Here is a 14,274-nt window from a genome sequence, read left to right on the forward strand (position 1 = left end):
TGCCCACCGTCCTGCCGGACGTCACCCGCCACCACCCGATCTACGTCATCTGTCGCGAGAGCCGACGGCCGACCGGCCGTCGGCGATCGGTCATTGCTCGGTGGCCGGCGGCGAGACGACTCCCTAGCGTGTGGCAGCAGACCGCGTGTGCCCCGCGCACACCCGCACGACTCACCGAGGAGCGCCGCATGGACGCCGGCAGGCTGACCGCGATCGACGTGCACGCCCACGTCCTCGCGTCCGTCACCGAGAAGGAGCGTGCGGGCTCCGGTTCCGACGCCCTCGCGGGCAGGAAGCCCTGATCCCGTGTCCGTCGAGCACTCCCCCTCGCCGCCGCCCGTCGGTCCTCGGGTCGATGCCGAGGAAGCCGACCTCGCCGTCGGGAGGCCCGCGCGTCACGCGGCGGGGTTGAAGGCCGTGCAGGTGTCGCTGAGCCGGGCGATCACGCAGATGGGCGTGGTCAAGACCGCCAGGAACCTGCTCACCCTCAACCAGGTCGACGGGTTCGACTGCATGTCGTGTGCCTGGCCGGACCCCCAGGGCCACCGCCACACCGCCGAGTTCTGCGAGAACGGCGCCAAGGCGGTGTCCTGGGAGGGCCAACGCGAGACCGTCGGCGCGGAGTTCTTCGCCACCCACCCGATCTCCTCACTCGACCAGCAGACCGAGTACTGGCTGGAGAAGCAGGGCCGACTCACCGAGCCGATGGTCCGCCGCGACGGCGCCGACCACTACGAGCCCATCTCGTGGGAGGACGCGTTCGCCCTGGTCGGCGACCATCTGAACCGGCTGGACAGCCCGGACGAGGCGCTGTTCTACACCTCCGGGCGCGCCTCGAACGAGGCCGCGTTCGTCTACCAGCTCTTCGCCCGCGCCTACGGCACCAACAACCTGCCCGACTGCTCCAACATGTGCCACGAGTCCACCTCGGTCGGCCTCGCGCGGACCATCGGCATCGGCAAGGGCTCGGTGTCCCTGCAGGACATCCACGAGGCCGACCTGATCGTCGTCTCCGGGCAGAACCCCGGCACCAACCACCCACGCATGCTCTCCGCGCTGGAGATCGCCAAGCAGAACGGCGCGAAGATCCTCGCGATCAACCCGCTGCGCGAGGCCGGGCTGCTGGCCTTCGACAACCCGCAGAAACCCAAGGGCCTACTCGGGCGCGGCACCGCCCTCGCCGACCGCTACCTGCAGATCCGCGCAGGCGGCGACCTCGCCCTCTGGCAGGGGATCGGCCACCTGCTGCTGCAACGCGGGGTGGCCGACACCGACTTCATCGCCCGCCACACCGTCGGGTTCGAGGACTGGGCGACCCACCTGAGAACCCTCGACCGGGCGGCCGTCGTCGCCGCGACCGGGCTCGCCTGGAGCGACATCGAGGCCGCGGCGGAGATGTTCGCGACCTCGTCGCGGATCGTGAACTGCTGGGCCATGGGCATCACCCAGCACCGCAACGCCGTCGCCACGATCTCGGAGTTCGTCAACGTCGCGCTGCTCCAGGGCATGATCGGCAAACCCGGCGCCGGGCTCTGCCCGGTCCGCGGGCACTCCAACGTCCAGGGCGACCGCACCATGGGCATCTGGGAGAAGTCCCCGGACTCCTTCCTCGACGCCCTCGGCACCGAGTTCGGCTTCGAACCCCCCCGCGAACACGGACACGACGCCGCCGCGGCGGTCCGCGCCCTGCGCGACGGGAAGGCCCGCGTGTTCGTCGGCCTCGGCGGCAACTTCGCCTCCGCCATGTCCGACACCCACGTCACCGAAGCCGCCCTGCGCTCCGCGGCACTGACCGTGCAGATCTCGACCAAGCTCAACCGCAGCCACCTCGCCGCCGGCCGCGACGCCCTGATCCTGCCCACCCTGGGTCGCACCGAGAAGGACCTCACCGGCGGACTCGTCCAACGCATCACCGTCGAGGACTCCATGTCCGCCGTCCACGCCTCCCGCGGCCGCTCCGAACCCGCCGGGCCACTACTGCGCTCCGAGGTCGACATCCTCTGCGGCATCGCCCACACCACCCTCGGCGACCGCCACGACATCCCGTGGACCGACTTCGCCGCGGACTACTCCCGCATCCGGCAGTCCATCGGCCGGGTCGTCCCCGGCGCCGAGGACTACGACGACAAGATCCGCAAGCGGGGCGGCTTCACCATGCCGCACCCGCCCCGGGACTCCCGCACCTTCCCCACCGCCGCGGGCAAGGCGATCTTCACGACCACCCCGCTCGAGGTCATGCAGATCCCCGAGGGCCGGCTCGTCCTGCAGACCCTGCGCAGCCACGACCAGTTCAACACCACCATCTACGGCCTCGACGACCGCTACCGCGGCATCCACTCCGGCCGCCGCGTCGTGTTCATCTCCAAGGCCGACCTCATCGAGCTGGGCTTCCAGGACGGGGATCACGTCGACCTCGTCTCCGAATGGGAGGACGGGGTCGAACGACGAGCCGAGAACTTCCGCCTCGTCGCCTACGACACCCCCAAAGGCTGCATCGCCGCCTACTACCCCGAGACCAACCCCCTCATCCCCCTCGACTCCCAAGCACTGGAGTCCGGCACCCCCACCTCCAAATGGGTCGTCGTCCGCCTCGAACGGTCCGGTCGCACACGAGGACCGGCCTGAGACGACGACTGTTCGGGGAGAAGGACATCGTCGACCACTCGCTGCGCCCCTGACCTGCGCTCGGCGGCCCCGAGCGAGCCCGGGGCGGCAGGCCGGACCGCCCTGCCGCCGCGCTCCAGGCTCGGCCTCGGTCACACCGGCTACCGGATCTCCACGACGTGGCCTTTGGTACCGGGCACCGCCGGGTACCGCTCGACGACCCGCGGATCGTGGCCGGGGACGAGATGGCCCCCTCGCGCCGTCTCGGCCTTCATCCGGTCGAAGGCGGCGTACATGGCGGGCAGGCTGTCCACGATGGAGTACGGCCTGTCCTGCTCGACGTTGTCGTAGAAGTGCGACGCGTCCGAGGCGAGGACGACGGGACCCCCGCCTGCCTGCACGGACACCGTCTGCAGCCCCGCGGTGTGCCCGCCGGTGAGATGCGCTCGCACACCGTCCGCGAGGTGGGCGTCCCCGTCGACCAGGTTCACCCGCCCCCCGCGGACCAGCTGACCGAGTGCCGCCAGGTCCTCCGCCTCGACCAGGTGAGGGTTCTCCCCCCGTGTCGCCAGCGGCCCGGTCCAGTAGTCCAGCTCGCGCTGCTGGACGGTGATCCGAGCGGAGGGGAACGCGGACACCAGCCCCGTGTGGTCGTAGTGGAGATGGGTGAGGACCACCGTGTCGATCGTGTCGGGCTCCACCCCGAGGGCGCCCAGGGAGTCCAACGGGCAGGCCAGGTAGTGGCGGTCCCCGCGGCGTCGCGCGACCTCCTGGGTGAACCCCGCGTCGACGAGGATGCGCCGACCGCGTCCGGCGACCAGCCAGACGTAGTAGCTGATCGGCTTGGCCTCCTCCCCACAGGAGTGGCTCCGGTAGAAGTGCTCCCGGGCCGTCGACCTGGTGCGGTGGGCGAACCGGATGGCGAACACGCGCATCTCCGGCGACTCACCGACGTCGAGGAGCGTCATGCCGAGTGTTTCCGGGCGGCGGCCGCCCGGGCCCCGCCGTTCGTCCCGGCGATGCGGCCGAAGACCGAACCCGACGTGAGGCCGCTCCCGCCCGGGTAGTTCCCCGAGAAGAGCCCGCCGACCATCTCACCGGCCACGTACAACCCGTCGATCGGCTCGCCCCGGGTGGTCAGCGCCCGCGCCTGCTCGTCGATGCGCAGCCCCCCGAAGGTGAACGTGATGCCGCAGGCCACCGGGTAGCCGTAGAACGGCGGCTCCTGGATGGCGAGCGCCCAGTTCGACTTCGGCGGGTCGACGCGAGACGCCCGCCCGTCCTTCACCGCGGGGTCGAAGGGCCGGTCCGTGATGGAGGTGTTGAAGTGGTCGAGGGTCTCCCGGAGCCCGACCGGGTCGATCCCCAGCTCAGCGGCCAGCTGCTCGATCGTGTCGCCCTCGGCCGCCGAGATCGGCGTCGAGTCGTACTCCTCGCTCCGCAGCATCGGCCGGATGGCGCTGTCGAAGAGCTGGAAGGACACTGCACCGGGTTGGCGGAGGATCCGCGCGCCGTACTTCGCGTAGGTGTAGTTGCGGTAGTCCTCGCCCTCGTCGAGGAAACGGGCGCCGTCGCGGTTGACGACGACCCCGAGCGGATAGCTCTGGCGGGTCAGCTGGTTGGTCAGCTCACGGTCGCCACCCTTCGGGTCGGCGCCCGCGTCCCAGGCCACGCTGTGGCAGCTGCCCCAGTCCCCGTACGGCTCGGCGCCGAGGGCGATCGCCAGGTCGAGGACCTCACCGGTGTTGGTCGGGGTCCCGCGGACGAGCGCGTGTTCCCATCCCTCTCCGAGGTGGCGACGTCGACGCTCGGGATCCGACTCGAACCCGCCCGCAGCGAGGACGACAGCGCTCGACGAGACCCGGTGCGAGACCTCCCCGTCCTGGTAGACCACACCGTCGACCTCTCCGGTCGGGCTCGTGAGGAGCCCGGTGACGGCGGCGCCGTAGCGGACCTGGACCCCCGCCCGGTCCGCGGCGCGGAGGTGCTGCTCGACCAGGCCCTTCCCGCCGCCGACCACCCCGAGCACGAGGTTCCCGAAGAAGGTGAAGACCCCCTCGCGCTCGTAGGCCTGCCTCTCGAACATCAGGCGGTAGCCGATCCCGTGGGCGTGCAGCCAGCGAACGGTGTCGGTGGAGCTGCCGACGAGGATCTCCGTGAGCTCGGGATCGTTCCGACCCTCGGTCACCCGGGCCATGTCCTCTCGGAAGGCGGCCTCGGGGTACGGCGGCACGACCGTGCGGGGGAGCAGGTCGACGCTCTCCTGGTCCAGGAGCGGCACGAGGTCGTCGATCTCCGAGAACGCGACGCGGGTCGCACCCGCCGTGTAGAAGGTGTTCCCGCCGTGCTCGCCGAACGGCGCCTTCTCGAGGACGAGGACCGACGCCCCCTCGTCGGCGGCGGCGAGTGCCGCACAGAAACCCGCGTTGCCGCCGCCGACCACCACCACGTCGAACTCCTCGTCGCGGCCGTCCGGCCCGGCCTCCGAGGTCGTGTCCGTCTGCACCGTCATCGCTGTCCGCCTTCCCGCGCGGTCCCGTGACCCGCGTTGTCCCACCGCTGCCACAACGTGGCGATCGATGCGTAGTCGTCCCGACCGAGACCGGCGGCGACGGCGAGCTCGTACACCGTGTGCGTCGCCTGGATCCCGAAGAGCGGCACCCCCGACGCCCCCGCCAGCTCGAGGGCGAGGGCCGAGTCCTTGCGTGCGGCCTCGGTCGGCATCCCGCCCGCGAAGTCCGCTCGGGCGACCCGCTCGGCGACCCGGTGGGTCAGGGGCCGCATGAGGCCCGCCTCGGGGTCCTTCAGCAGCTCCACGAGTGCCGCCGACTCGATGCCGTTGGTCCCGGCGAGGGCGAGGGCCTCGGCCAGGACGACCATGACCGAGTGGGCGACCGCGTTGTTCACGACCTTCGCGGCCATGCCGGATCCGAGCCGGCCGAAGTGCAGCCGCCGCCTGCTCATCGTCGTGAGGACCGGCTCGGCCGCCGCCAGATCGGCCTCCTCGCCACCCGTCAGCAGGGTCGCGTCGCCCGAGCGCATGGCGGCGACCCCGGAGAGGATGGCGGCGTCGACGGTCCGCAGCCCTGCCGAGCGGGCCGTCTCCGCGAGCCGGCGGACGTCGTGCGGGTTCACCGTGCTCGTCTCGACGACGAGGCTCCCCTCGGCCAGCACCTCGGCGAGCCTGCCCACGACCGCGGTGGAGGCCTCCGGCTTCGGCAGGGAGAGCACGACCAGACGCGCGTCGGCGAGGCCGGCGAGGTCGTCGACCACTCCGACGCCGCCCGCACGCGCCGCGGCACGGCGGGAGGCGTCGAGGTCGTACGCCACGAGCCGGTGGGCGGGCGCCAGGCGCTCCGCGACCGCGGCCCCCATGTTGCCCAGGCCGACGAGGCCGACGAGACCGTCCGACGTCCGCGCGTCGCTCATCCGTCCACCTCCACGAGATCGTCGAACGGGTCCGCGATCGAACCCGACAGGTTCAGCAGGACGTTCTTCGTCCGCAGGAACCCGTCCAACGCCTCGGCGCCCCGTTCCCGGCCCTGGCCGCTCATCCGGACGCCCCCGAAGGGCGCCTGCGCCGCGCTCACCCGGTAGGTGTTCACCCACACCGTCCCCGCCACGATCTGCTCGGCGACCCGGTGGGCCCGACTCAGGTCGCGAGTCCACAGGCCTGCCGCGAGACCGAAGTCCGAGTCGTTGGCCAGGGTGACGGCCTCCTCCTCCGACTCGAACGGGATGATCGACAGCACCGGGCCGAAGATCTCCTGACGCGCGAGGGGCGACGCGTTGTCGACGTCGGCGAAGACCGTCGGTCTGACGAAGAGCCCGCTCTCGGGGAACGCCGCATCACGGGTCCCCCCGCCCGCGACGAGCCGGGCTCCCGACTCGACCCCGGCCTGCACCATGGTGGTGACGCGGTCCCACTGGGGCTCGTTCGCGACCGGCCCCATGTGTGTCGAGGCGAGGAGCGGGTCACCGAGCCTGATGCGGTCGGCCCGGGCACCGAGCTCGGTGACGACGTGGTCGTAGAGGGGCCGGTGGACGAGCAGCCTGCTCCCGGCGATGCAGGTCTGGCCCCCGGCCGAGAAGATGCCCACGATCGCCCCGCGCAACGCGACGTCGAGGTCGGCGTCGTCGAAGATGATGTTCGCCGACTTCCCGCCCAGCTCGAGGGTCACCGGCACCATGGTGCGAGCGGCGGCGTGCGCGATCGCCTGGCCGGTCGGCAGGCTGCCGGTGAAGCTGATCCCGTCCAGCCCGGGGTGCTCGGTCAGGGCCCGACCGCACTCCGCTCCCCCGGTGACGATGTTGACGACGCCGGGCGGGAATCCCGCCTCCGCCACCATCTCGGCCATCAGGACGGTGGTGACCGACGCGTGCTCGGACGGCTTGATGACGACCGTGTTCCCCGCGGCCAGCGCGGGCGCCAGCTTGTTCGCGAGCAGCTGCATCGGCGAGTTCCAGGCGGTGATCAGGGCGACCACACCGAGGGGCTGGCGGAGCGTGTAGTCGAACGTCTCAGGGGTGTCGAGGGGGATCACGCGCCCGTACAGCTTGTCGGCGTAGCCGGCGAAGAAGGCGTAGCTCCGCGCCGCGAAGCGGGCCTGCGCCCGCGTCTCGGCGAGGAGCTTCCCGTTGTCCCGCGTCTCCCACGTGCCCAGCTCGTCGGCCCGGGCGGCGATGATCGCGGCGAGCCGGTGCAGCAGCTCCGCGCGGCGAACCCCCGGCGTGCTCGACCATGTCGAGTCGAACGCGGAGCGCGCCGCCCGCACGGCGTCGTCGACATCCTCCCGAGTGCCGTCGGGGACGGTGCCGAAGCGGTCGCCGTCGAAGGGGTTGACCACCGGCAACCGGCGGTCGCCGCGGGCGGACACCGGTTCGCCCGCGATCAGCATCGAGTACTCGATCATCCCGTCGCCTCAGTCGCCCGAGCCGAGCCCGAGGAGCTTGCGCGCGATCATCCACCGGTGGATCTCGCTCGTGCCGTGCCCGATCCGCCACACCCGGACCTGCCGGTAGAAGCTCTGGATGGGGAGCTCCCGGCTGTACCCGAGACCGCCGAAGATCTGCAGGCTGCGGTCCGTGACCCGCTGCGCCATCTCCGTGGCGTACAGCTTGGCGGCGTACGCGGCGTGGTGGATGTCCTCGCCCGCGTCCGCCATCCACGCGGCGCGGTAGACGAGGAGCCGCGCCGCGTCGAGCTCGACCGCCGAGTCGGCGATCATCCACTGGATGGCCTGTCGCGACGCCAGCGGCTTGCCCCAGGTCCTGCGCTCCTTCGCCCAGTCGACGGCGAGGTCCAGGCAGCGCTGGGCGATCCCCAGCTGGAAGGCCGCGATCTTCGCCCGGCCGTGGGTCAGCTGGTCGGCGGCGAGCTTCCAGGCTCCGTTGACGGGGCCGAGGCGCTGTTCGTCGCCCACCTCGCAGTCCCGGAAGGTGAGCTCGTACGGCTCCCAGGCGTCGCCCATCGTGGGGATGGGCCGCGACACCTCGAAACCGGCGGTCCCGATGTCGACCAGGAAGCAGGTGATCCCCTTCGCCCCCAGCGCCGGGTCCGTCGTCGCGAACACGATGCAGAAGCCCGCCCGCTCCACGTCGGAGATGAAGGTCTTCGTGCCGTTGAGGACCCACCCCTCGCCGCGCCGCACGGCGGTGGTCCGCACCGCGGCGAAGTCTGACCCGGTGTCGGGTTCGGTGAAGGCGTAGCAGCTGCGCAGGCCCTCCTCGATCGTCGGGTAGAGGTACCGCTTCTTCTGCTCGTCGGTGCACGAGTAGAGGATCGGCTCGGGGGAACCGCCGAGCTGCAGCATGGCCGGGTGCTTGAAGAGCTCCTCGGCGACGAGGCACGCACCGAGCGTGCCGACCCCTTGCCCCCCGTACTCCTCGGGCACGTCGAGCGCCCACAGGCCGTGGCGTCGGGCCTTGTGCTCCAGCTCCGTCCGCAGCTCGGGGGAGAACGCCCCGTCACGCAGGAACTGCTGCTCGAGCGGCATGAGCTCCGTCTCGCGGAACCTCCTCGCCGACTCGGTGAGCTGGCGGTACTCGTCGGGGATCGTGAAGTCCAATGGGTGCTCCTCTCAGGGGGCCGTGTGTTCCGCGCGTCCGTGGAGCGCGGGGCGGGGGTTCGAGAACGCTCGGGTCCGAGGCTCTCGGTGGGGGTCGCCGCCGCGGGCGGAGACGCCCGCGATGCGGCGGTAGAGCAGGCGCCACGCGGTCCGCCGCCCGTTCCAGGCGGGCGGGCCCTCCATCTGCATGGCGGGTCGCCCCGCGGGATCGGCCTGGGCCCTGATCACCTCTTCGTCGCCCTCGTAGGCGGCGAGGAACCGTGGGCAGCCCGGCTCGGGGTGTCGCCACACCCGGTCGGCCTCCCACCGGACGGCCCGGCGGAACCCCATGGCGGCGACGACCTCGGCGAGATGGGTCTCGCGGTAGAAGGCGTTGAAGGCCGCGAGCCCGGCCGTGTCGGTGCCGTCCGGCACGTCCATCCCGACGAGGAAGAGGTACGGGTCGCCCTCGTCGCCGAGCGTGTGGGTGAAACCGGGGTGGCGGCGCCAGGTCATCTCCCAGCGGGCCTCGGGCACCGACCCGGTCCCGGCGGCGGTCTCCGCGGCGATCCGCTCGACGAGCGACCGGACCTCCCGGTCACCCGCGACCTCGAACAGCAGGAGCCTGCCGGGGCCGAGGTCCCCGCGCACGTCGGGACCCACCAGCCGGTAGGCCGACCCCCGGGTCACTCCCGGGGCCGCGGCGACGACCTCCACCACGGCCCGGGTCAGCCCGTCGGTCCACGGGGCTTCCTTGCCGGGCTCGCCGGGGCCGTGGTCGAGCCCGACGGCGAGGAGCACGCCCTCGCCCCCGGCGGTGTCCGAGCCGGTACCCGCACGGTCAGGCACGGGGGACTCCCCCGCGCTTCGCGGAGGCGGGGCGTCGGCTCGCGTCCCCGGGCTCCACCCGACTCCAGGTGACCTCGCCGGTGGCGTCCCGGCCGAGCCTGCCGAGCGTCAGGATCGGCATGTGGGGTCCGGTCACGATCGCGTCGAGGTCGATGGCCATCTCGGCCAGCGCCCCGCGTGCCTCGATCGAGGCACGCGGGTCGGCGTCGATCTCCGGCAGCCAGTCGTGGTGGCGGAAGTGGATGGGGTGGTGGGCCAGGTCGCCGACCAGGAGGCAGTCCTCGCCGCGGCTCGTGACCCGGACGCACGTGTGGCCGGGTGTGTGCCCCGCCATCGGGATGGCGGTGACTCCCGGAGCGATCTCCGCCTCCTCGTCGAAGGTGGTGACGAGACCGGCCTCGATCACCGGCAGGATGCGGGCCCGGACGTAGGTGCCCATCGGGTCGGTCTCGGAGTCGGGACCCGTCCAGTACGCCAGCTCGGCCGCATGGACGAGGACCCGGCTACGGGGGAAGGCCAACCGCGCCTGCGCGGTGCCGGCGTCGGTGACCAGTCCCCCACAGTGGTCGTAGTGCATGTGGGTCAACACGATCCGGTCGACGTCGTCGGGCCCGATCCCGATCTCCCGCAGGCGGTGCCTCATCTCGTCGCCACCGCGCGACTCGCCGAGGTCGTGGATGCCGGGGCCGAAGCCACAGTCGACCAGGGTGACCGCTCCGGCGAGCTCGACCACGAACAGACCGAAGTTCACGGGGAACTCGGTGTCCGGATCCGTGATCCCCAACGGGGCGGTCCACAACGCCGGGTCGATACCGGTGAACCAGAACCGCCTGCGCCCGAACATGATGCCGTCGGTGATGTGGTGGATGCGGGCATCCCCCACGTCGAAGGAGCCGCTCAGTGCCTGTTCCGCGAGGTCGCGCGGCACGTCGAGCGGGCTGGGGAAACGGTGCTCACCGGGCATGATGCTCTCCCACGCGTCGGAAGTGGTGCGGCGCCGTGACGGGCCGCGGAGTGTGTCCGGCCGGGTCCTCGCCGGCCTCGGAGGAGCTCGGTCGCAACGACAGCACACGACCGGGACCCGCACCTGCCAGCTCGGCGACCACCTCGTAGGTGCGGGCGCCGCGAGGTGCGGTGCCACCGGCCGTCGTGGCGGCCTCGTGGGCCCCGAGGCACAGGTCGGAGGGGAGCGGTCCGGCCGACGAACCGGGGAGCAGGCGCGCCATCATGCGCCACCGGACCGTCATGAGGCTCCAGTCCACCGGGCCCGGGGTGTAGCGGAACCCGGTCCCCGGGACCTGCTGGTCGCGCAGGTACCTCTCGGCGGCGGTCGGGTCCTCGATCTCGTAGACGGCGAGCCACCGGGGCCCCGGCACCGACGGCCCGCTCGGCGCCAAGACTGGTGTCACGGCCTCGTACCGGGTACCCCGCGCGAACCCGTTCGCGAGGGTCACCTCGGCGAGATGGACGTCGTCGTAGTACCGCGCGAACCCCTCGGTCTCGCGCTCGGTGAGGCTCTCGCCGGGATCGATCCCCACCATGTAGGCGAACTGCGGCGGGGTCATGTGGGCTCCTCCGACGACCCGACGACCTCGGCCAACGCCGTCGCGGCGGGCTGCTCGAGGTCGAGGCGCAGCGCGTTGGCGACGACGGAGACGGTCCAGTACCGACCGATGACCGACAGCAGGTCGACCACCTCGCCGACGGGCAGCAGGCCCGCCACCCTGTCCCAGGTCTCGTCGGTCAGGTCATGAGCGGCGTGGAGCTCGTCGACGACGTCGAGGACGAGGCGGTCGAGCTCCGACCAGCCCGGCCCGGCGTCGCCACCGGCGAGAGCCCCGATCTCGGCGTCGGTGAGACCCGCGGAGCGGGCGAAGAGGACGTGCTGGGCGAACTCGTACCGGGATCGGCATCTCCACCCGACCCGCAGGATCGCGATCTCCCGCAGCCGAGGGCTCAAGGCGGACCCGCTGAACAGGTACCGCTGGAGCGGCGCCTGGGCCTCCGCCAGGCCGGGGCTGTGGGCCCAGGTGCGGGAGATGTTCAGCTGCGCCGAGTCCGGCACCGGCCTGCCGGCCGCCTCCCGGCGGCGTCGGTACTCCTCCCGACCCAGCGGGGCGAGCCGGGGCGCGCCCCGATCGGCGGTCCAGCTCGTCACGATGTCCTGCTGCATGCTCTCTGCCTCCCCCATGGCCTAGACCCGTTCCAGCAGGACGGCCATGCCCTGTCCCCCACCGACGCACAGGGCCGCGACCCCCGTGGTCAGGTCGTCCGCCGCCAACGTCTGCGCCAGGCTCAGGACGAGCCGGGCGCCGGTCATGCCGAACGGGTGGCCGAGTGCGATGGCGCCGCCCCGGGTGTTCAGGCGCGCGGGGTCGATCCCGAGCCGGCGTGCACACGGAAGGACCTGCGCGGCGAAGGCCTCGTTGATCTCGACCCGGTCGACGTCGCCGATCGCCCTGCCGTTGCGGGCCAGCAGGCGTGACACCGCCGGGACCGGCCCCAGGCCCATCAGCTCCGGCTCGACCCCGGTCACCACCGAGTCGACGATCCGCACCAGGGGTTCGAGCCCCAGCTCGCCCGCCCGCCCCTCGGACATGACCACGAGGGCCACCGCGCCGTCGCTCAGCGGGCAGGAGTTGCCCGCGGTCACCTCCCCGCGGGGGTGGAAGACCGGCCGCAGCGACGCGAGGACATCGGCCGTGGTGTCGGGCCGGATGCCGTCGTCTCGGGTCACGTGGGTGCCGTCGGCGAGCTCGACCGGCACCATCGCCGCGGTCTCCAGGCCCGCGTCACGGGTGGCCGTCGCCCGGGCGTGCGACAGGGCGGCGAACTCGTCCATGTCACGGCGGCTCACGGCCTCCCGCCTGCGGACGAACTCCGCGGTCGCCCCCATCGACACGTAGACGTCGCCCACCTCGGTCCCGGGGTGCCACTCGGCGTCGTCCGCGAGGCAGCGTGCGGTGTGGTCCGCGGCCGGGGCGAAGGCCGCGTTCAATTCGCCCGAGTCCGCGCCCCCGTTCACGTAGCGGCTCAGCGTCTCGACGCCCGCGGCGACGTAGGAGGCGCCCGCCCCGGCCTGCACGGCGTGCGCCGCCATCCGCACGGCCTGCAGCGAGGACGCGCAGTAGCGGTTGACCGTCACACCGCCCGCCGACGGCAGACCGGAGAGGAGGCCGACCACCCGGGCCAGGTTGTATCCCGCCTCCCCGGCAGGCTGTGCACAGCCCAGGATCACGTCCTCGATGTCGGGGACGACCTCGGCGGGAAGGTCACGCAGCACCGCACGGACGACCTGCGCGGCCAGGTCGTCCGGCCGGACCTCGCGCAGCGAGCCCTTGAAGGCACGTCCGATCGGCGACCGGCGACCGGCGACGACGACCGGGGTCCGGTCGTTCACCTCACTCATGGGGTTGCTCCTCCACTCGACGACGGCCGCGGGGCGAACGTCGCCTCGACGAGGGCGCGCGAGGTGCGCGCCTCGATGCCCAGACACAGGTCCCGCAGCGCGGCGGCGTCGGCCGGGGACTGTGGCGACTCCGGCTGGAGCCGCTCGAACGCGGCCTCCGCCGCCGCGCGATCCCAGGTCGGGGCATCGACGGCCGGGTCGTAGCCCAGCGCGAAGGTCTCCCCCGCCGTGTCGACCTCGAGCCGGACGGCGTCGTCGGGCAGCGTGCCGTCCGAGACGACGTCGATCATGCCGACGAGGTCCTGCTCTGTCGATGACAGCGGACCGGTCAGGTCCTGCAGGCCGACGCGCCCCCGCGACAGGGCGACGGCGACACAGAACCGGGCGCTCATCAGGGCCTCCCCCTTGCCCGCGAACGGCCCCCGGCTGTCGATCCCCGGATAGTGGGCCTGGCTCGGGGGCATCGACAGCCGGACGGCCGTCACCTCGCCGAGGTCCGCCGTGTGCCTGCGGAGGCGGACGGCCAGTCCCACCGGCGCCTGGTTGAACGCGCACACCGGGTACGCCTTGGGGGTGACCTGCAGGATCATCCAGTCCCGGCCGAGGTGTCCGGCGGGATCTCCCGCGTCGAGACCGTCGCCGCCGACCGCCCGGTACAGACCGCTGCCGCCTTCGAGCGCGTCGCGCGCCCCGAGGAGCCCGCGCTCCGCCAGCAGCGCCGCCGTGAGACCGTTGCGGCCCGCGACCCCGGGCTGGTACTGCCACTCCTCGCCACCGGAGACCCAGGTCTGGTTGACGCCCCCACCGAAGGCGGCGGCGCAGGCCAACGCGTCGGCGACGGAGCTCGGGCTCAGCCCGAGCAGCTTGGCGCAGGCCGCCGCCGCACCGAACGCGCCGAAGACGCTGGTCGCCCGGAACCCCCGCGCGGTGGCCGCCGCGGCGGCGGCCCGGCCCACCGCGCTCGCCGCCTCGTACCCCACGACCATCGCCTCGAGGAGTGCCGTCCCGCTCGCGTCGCGGTGGTCGGCCAGCGCGAGCAGCGCGGGCAGCGTCGTGCAGCCGATGTGGGTCTGGGCGGCGAGCTGGGAGTCGTCCTGGGTGCGCGCGTGCATCATGGCGGCGTTGGCCAGGACCGCGGCATCGATGGCGGCGGCCGAACCGTCGACGAACAGCCGTGCGGGCCCCGCCGTCTCGCGGGCCAGCATCAGTGCGGGTTCGTCCGACCGGTAGCCGGCCACCGCGACGCCCATGTTGTGCAGCAGGATCAGCTTGGTCCGCTCCACGACCGCGTCCGGCACGTCCTCCAGACGGAGATCGGCCGCGAATCCCGCCACCCGCTCCAGGATCGCGTCGCCGGTGCCCACG

The 14,274-nt window shown here is 72.5% G+C and carries 12 protein-coding genes; 1 reads left to right on the forward strand and 11 read right to left on the reverse strand.

Going from position 1 to position 14,274, the window contains the following annotated elements:
• The first annotated feature begins 306 nt into the window (after nucleotides 1-306).
• Nucleotides 307-2,625, forward strand: coding sequence for an FdhF/YdeP family oxidoreductase (locus H5J29_RS01040; protein ID WP_181778970.1), 2,319 nt, complete (start codon nucleotides 307-309; stop codon nucleotides 2,623-2,625).
• Nucleotides 2,626-2,765: 140 nt separating this feature from the next.
• On the opposite strand, the gene H5J29_RS01045 is transcribed toward H5J29_RS01040, so the two are convergent.
• From H5J29_RS01045 to H5J29_RS01095, 11 genes are read right to left on the reverse strand one after another with little or no spacing between them, the layout of a single operon-like run.
• On the reverse strand, nucleotides 2,766-3,572 hold the full coding sequence (locus tag H5J29_RS01045) for an N-acyl homoserine lactonase family protein (protein ID WP_181778971.1): 807 nt from the start codon (nucleotides 3,570-3,572) through the stop codon (nucleotides 2,766-2,768).
• Nucleotides 3,569-5,116: an FAD-dependent tricarballylate dehydrogenase TcuA gene (gene tcuA / locus H5J29_RS01050; protein WP_181778972.1), complete on the reverse strand. Its 1,548-nt coding sequence runs from the start codon at nucleotides 5,114-5,116 to the stop codon at nucleotides 3,569-3,571. Before tcuA ends, H5J29_RS01045 begins: the two co-directional genes overlap by 4 nt.
• Complete coding sequence (locus tag H5J29_RS01055) at nucleotides 5,113-6,033, reverse strand: NAD(P)-dependent oxidoreductase (RefSeq protein ID WP_181778973.1); 921 nt, start codon at nucleotides 6,031-6,033, stop codon at nucleotides 5,113-5,115. Before H5J29_RS01055 ends, tcuA begins: the two co-directional genes overlap by 4 nt.
• On the reverse strand, nucleotides 6,030-7,517 hold the full coding sequence (locus H5J29_RS01060; protein WP_181778974.1) for an aldehyde dehydrogenase: 1,488 nt from the start codon (nucleotides 7,515-7,517) through the stop codon (nucleotides 6,030-6,032). The genes H5J29_RS01055 and H5J29_RS01060 overlap by 4 nt, the downstream gene beginning before the upstream one ends.
• A gap of 9 nt (nucleotides 7,518-7,526) precedes the next feature.
• Nucleotides 7,527-8,672 (reverse strand): acyl-CoA dehydrogenase family protein, encoded by a 1,146-nt coding sequence (locus H5J29_RS01065; protein ID WP_246393241.1) that lies wholly within the window; start codon nucleotides 8,670-8,672, stop codon nucleotides 7,527-7,529.
• A gap of 12 nt (nucleotides 8,673-8,684) precedes the next feature.
• On the reverse strand, nucleotides 8,685-9,500 hold the full coding sequence (locus tag H5J29_RS01070; RefSeq protein WP_181778975.1) for a hypothetical protein: 816 nt from the start codon (nucleotides 9,498-9,500) through the stop codon (nucleotides 8,685-8,687).
• Nucleotides 9,493-10,464 carry an MBL fold metallo-hydrolase gene (locus H5J29_RS01075; protein ID WP_181778976.1) on the reverse strand — a complete coding sequence of 324 codons (972 nt, stop codon included), beginning with the start codon at nucleotides 10,462-10,464 and terminating at the stop codon, nucleotides 9,493-9,495. The genes H5J29_RS01070 and H5J29_RS01075 overlap by 8 nt, the downstream gene beginning before the upstream one ends.
• Complete coding sequence (locus tag H5J29_RS01080; RefSeq protein WP_181778977.1) at nucleotides 10,454-11,065, reverse strand: hypothetical protein; 612 nt, start codon at nucleotides 11,063-11,065, stop codon at nucleotides 10,454-10,456. Before H5J29_RS01080 ends, H5J29_RS01075 begins: the two co-directional genes overlap by 11 nt.
• Complete coding sequence (locus tag H5J29_RS01085) at nucleotides 11,062-11,691, reverse strand: carboxymuconolactone decarboxylase family protein (RefSeq protein ID WP_181778978.1); 630 nt, start codon at nucleotides 11,689-11,691, stop codon at nucleotides 11,062-11,064. The genes H5J29_RS01080 and H5J29_RS01085 overlap by 4 nt, the downstream gene beginning before the upstream one ends.
• Nucleotides 11,692-11,694: 3 nt before the next feature.
• On the reverse strand, nucleotides 11,695-12,909 hold the full coding sequence (locus H5J29_RS01090) for an acetyl-CoA C-acyltransferase (protein WP_181778979.1): 1,215 nt from the start codon (nucleotides 12,907-12,909) through the stop codon (nucleotides 11,695-11,697).
• Nucleotides 12,906-14,273: an MmgE/PrpD family protein gene (locus H5J29_RS01095; protein ID WP_181778980.1), complete on the reverse strand. Its 1,368-nt coding sequence runs from the start codon at nucleotides 14,271-14,273 to the stop codon at nucleotides 12,906-12,908. Before H5J29_RS01095 ends, H5J29_RS01090 begins: the two co-directional genes overlap by 4 nt.
• Nucleotide 14,274 lies beyond the last annotated feature (1 nt).

It is taken from the genome of Pseudonocardia pini (assembly GCF_013870575.1).
In the GTDB taxonomy this organism is placed as follows: Bacteria; Actinomycetota; Actinomycetes; order Mycobacteriales; family Pseudonocardiaceae; genus Pseudonocardia; species Pseudonocardia pini.

Excerpts from the sequence above, each read along its gene's own strand:
- H5J29_RS01045 (WP_181778971.1), bottom strand. The coding sequence starts at position 3,572 with ATGACGCTCCTCGACGTCGGTGAGTCGCCGGAGATGCGCGTGTTCGCC.
- tcuA (WP_181778972.1), bottom strand. The coding sequence starts at position 5,116 with ATGACGGTGCAGACGGACACGACCTCGGAGGCCGGGCCGGACGGCCGC.
- H5J29_RS01055 (WP_181778973.1), bottom strand. The coding sequence starts at position 6,033 with ATGAGCGACGCGCGGACGTCGGACGGTCTCGTCGGCCTCGTCGGCCTG.
- H5J29_RS01060 (WP_181778974.1), bottom strand. The coding sequence starts at position 7,517 with ATGATCGAGTACTCGATGCTGATCGCGGGCGAACCGGTGTCCGCCCGC.
- H5J29_RS01075 (WP_181778976.1), bottom strand. The coding sequence starts at position 10,464 with ATGCCCGGTGAGCACCGTTTCCCCAGCCCGCTCGACGTGCCGCGCGAC.
- H5J29_RS01080 (WP_181778977.1), bottom strand. The coding sequence starts at position 11,065 with ATGACCCCGCCGCAGTTCGCCTACATGGTGGGGATCGATCCCGGCGAG.
- H5J29_RS01085 (WP_181778978.1), bottom strand. The coding sequence starts at position 11,691 with ATGGGGGAGGCAGAGAGCATGCAGCAGGACATCGTGACGAGCTGGACC.
- H5J29_RS01090 (WP_181778979.1), bottom strand. The coding sequence starts at position 12,909 with ATGAGTGAGGTGAACGACCGGACCCCGGTCGTCGTCGCCGGTCGCCGG.